The 2972-nt window shown below is 36.4% G+C and carries 3 protein-coding genes and 1 pseudogene; 2 read left to right on the top strand and 2 right to left on the bottom strand.

Annotated elements, in window-relative coordinates; translation table 11 throughout:
• Nucleotides 1-440 precede the first annotated feature (440 nt).
• The gene (locus tag PX484_RS18540; protein ID WP_043996313.1) at nt 441-1205 is read left to right on the top strand and encodes a hypothetical protein; all 765 of its coding nucleotides are present in this window, start codon (nt 441-443) and stop codon (nt 1203-1205) included.
• A gap of 3 nt (nt 1206-1208) precedes the next feature.
• On the opposite strand, the gene PX484_RS18535 is transcribed toward PX484_RS18540, so the two are convergent.
• Together PX484_RS18535 and cynS are read right to left on the bottom strand one after the other, a co-directional pair.
• Nucleotides 1209-1643: a Uma2 family endonuclease gene (locus tag PX484_RS18535; protein ID WP_223211750.1), complete on the bottom strand. Its 435-nt coding sequence runs from the start codon at nt 1641-1643 to the stop codon at nt 1209-1211.
• 502 nt (nt 1644-2145) lie between these two features.
• Nucleotides 2146-2583: a cyanase gene (gene cynS, locus PX484_RS18530; RefSeq protein WP_061430355.1), complete on the bottom strand. Its 438-nt coding sequence runs from the start codon at nt 2581-2583 to the stop codon at nt 2146-2148.
• 185 nt (nt 2584-2768) lie between these two features.
• Here cynS and PX484_RS18525 point away from each other — a divergent pair.
• Nucleotides 2769-2972, top strand: a pseudogene (locus PX484_RS18525) (photosystem II q(b) protein); the annotation flags it as partial.

Genomic DNA, 2972 nt, shown 5'->3' with positions numbered 1-2972 from the left:
GGTAAGTTTTTTACTTATTTTAGCTGATATTTCCGATATTTCAGATCAATTGTTTGGCTGTAAGTTCCGACTTTTCCGACTGACTAAACTCAAGACTACGATGTATCCTAAGTAATTAAGCAGTTTCAAGGCTTTATTTAGCCAATCTAAAGAAAATGTGTGATAGTACAGATTCTAGTATATCAGCAATAACATTTTTGTACTACTGTTGGCTGATTATTTAAGTTATAGCGGTTCTCGCATCTGCGAGGCACACTTTAACCTTTGTTGATTAAGCTTTTCAGGATTGAGAATGTACCTCTTGTGAACAGGAAACGCTATAGATGTACATTAAATCTATAGAGGAGTAGATTTTGCTGATTTTTCGACCTTATAAAATTTACTAAATAGAGGACAATGAAATGATAAAAATTGCCAAGTTGTCAATTATCCTAAGTCTAATGTTATCTTTAACGTCCTGTGATCAAGCTTTTTACGATAAGCAACAGCAGGAATCAAAAATTGCTCAAATGCGTGATGCGTTAGAGGTTGCTTTAGAGGCTAATTTAAAATATAGAGAAGCCGATGTCAATTGCGGATGGTTCAATAGCAATTTAACATCTAAAATTATTATGATCCCTTTAAACAAAGATGTTATTGATGCTACTGTAGCCTATAAAGTAGCCTTAGAAAATCTTGCGGAGGATGAAAAAAATAAACTTTTGCAAAAGAGTTATCAGCATTTTCTCAGAGGAAATACTGCTACTTTTGTCATAATGATTATTAATAATGATACACTCGAACATGGAAAAAATTTAATTTACTTTAATGATTTTAGAGAAGATGTCATTTTACTTAGTGAAAGTCAAAGAGTTCATAAGCTGAAGAATTATGACACTAATTTATCAACTTTTTTGAGTCCAGGTTTAAACATGGGATATGTTTCTTTTGAAAACTTTAGAAATGATCAAGATAAAGATGGTTTTATGGATACTTACACAATTCGTCTTGATCGTCTTATTTTAACCTGTAGTAACCAACAAAAAAATTACCAAACAATAGCCCTCCGTTTTGATGAATCAGAAGTTCATTTTGTCGATTTAATTGCTCAAGGTATGAGCAAAGAAGATATTAGAAATAAATGGGTTGCTGAACCTTATCAAGATGTTGGCTTAAAAGCTAATGACGTAGCAAATTTATTAGTTTTTGTGATTAAAATCTTATAGATTTTAACTATTGTCGAAGATTACATTATTATAAATATCTGCTATCTCTACCTCAACCCGCAAATATTTTAAAGTTATTATAGGAAGATTTTTATAAGCTTTTAAAAACCCGCAATCGCCTTCTTTTTGAAACTGTTCAATATAACATTTTTCCTGAGAAATTAATAAATATTCCTGAAAAGTTGGAATGGTTCGATAAGCAGTAAATTTATCTTCTTGATCATAATTAAAAGTATCTGTGCGTCTTTCTTGATAAGTCAGAGGTTCAGACATTACCATAATATCAGGATAAGTGGCCATTCGCCGCTCAGGTATCCATAAACGCTGAACAGTGACAAAAACGGCATAACATTGATTTGTGAGCGCGGTATATAAAGCCACTAATAAATTAGCAATAATGCGATTATTAGTCGGTGTTCCTACTATCATAGCAATAATTTTTCCATCAACCTATTCATGAGGAGTTTGTGATTGTATTTCTGGCTCAAAATATACTGTTTACTGTTTACTCGACCGAATCTAAAACCTAATTGGTTAAGCTAAAAGCTTTGATGTGCTTAGTTTCTAACCTTCTTTTTAGGCAGGAGAATTGTCAGACTCTTTCTTTTGCCTGTTGTCTGTTGCCTTTTGCCTTCAGAAGCTGATCACTGAAAAGTCTCCCCAAACCCTCACCGCTCAAGGAATTAGAAGTTTCACAGCATAATTAGGAGAGATCCCTTGACTTTTGCGGCGGCTTGGGTTATTATTTTCTTACAATGGGACTGTTGCGTTTATTATTAAGTGGTTATATTTCCATTATTAGTAAACTCTTTTAAAAATATTGTCCCAAAATCTGCCAAAAAAAGCAAGCAAAATTTTGCCGTCAATTGTTAAGTTTTGTTAAGAAAAATAGCAAGAGCGGCAAGGAATAGAAATTCCTTACCGTTGACTTTGGCCGGACTCACCACTTCTTATAGGGTAAAAACTTACCCGACATAGTAATTTTAACGCGATCGCCTTTAGGGTCTTCCTCCTTATCCACGTCGAGGGTAAAATCGATCGCACTCATAATACCATCGCCGAATTTTTCATGAATTACCGATTTTAGGGGCATTCCATACACCTGCATGATCTCATAGAAACGATAAATCAGGGGATCGGTGGGGACAACCGGACCTAATCCCTTGACAGGATACTCGGTTAAGGAGGGGATGATTTCGGTTCCCAATCCCAAAGCTGCCACAATTTTCGTCGCTTCCTCTGGGGAGGCGCTCGCTTGCCGGTAAAAAACAGCGGCAATCCACACCTCATCTCGTCCTAGAATCGCTTCTAGGTCAGCGAAACTCAGGCCTTTTTCCTTCTTCGCTTCCAATAGTTTTGCAGTAATTTCGGGTATCATCGCTTATTTTTGCAGAATTTGTCTGCTTCTAGTTTACCTGAACATCAATTATATAAGTAGAAGTTATGACATTGATAAAAAAACATTTCTTAAAACCCCTTTACATAACTATAAAAAGCCGATAGTATTAACTCATGTCAAACAACGAACCTTGACAACCAAATACATACAGAAATTATCCAACCATGACTACAACTCTACAACAGCGCGAAAGCGCTTCCCTGTGGGAGCAGTTCTGCCAGTGGATCACCAGCACCAACAACCGTCTTTATGTCGGCTGGTTCGGTGTGATCATGATCCCCACCCTGCTCACCGCCACCACCTGCTTCATCATCGCCTTTATCGCCGCTCCTCCCGTAGATATCGACGGTATCCGCGAGCCTGTAGCT

The sequence above is a fragment of the Microcystis sp. M49636_WE2 genome (assembly GCF_030065375.1).
GTDB lineage: Bacteria > Cyanobacteriota > Cyanobacteriia > Cyanobacteriales > Microcystaceae > Microcystis > Microcystis aeruginosa_C.
Note: the sequence above shows the minus strand (reverse complement) of the source record. Positions and strands in the feature narration are given on the sequence as shown.

Excerpts from the sequence above, each read along its gene's own strand:
- cynS (WP_061430355.1), bottom strand. The coding sequence starts at position 2,583 with ATGATACCCGAAATTACTGCAAAACTATTGGAAGCGAAGAAGGAAAAA.
- PX484_RS18540 (WP_043996313.1), top strand. The coding sequence starts at position 441 with ATGTTATCTTTAACGTCCTGTGATCAAGCTTTTTACGATAAGCAACAG.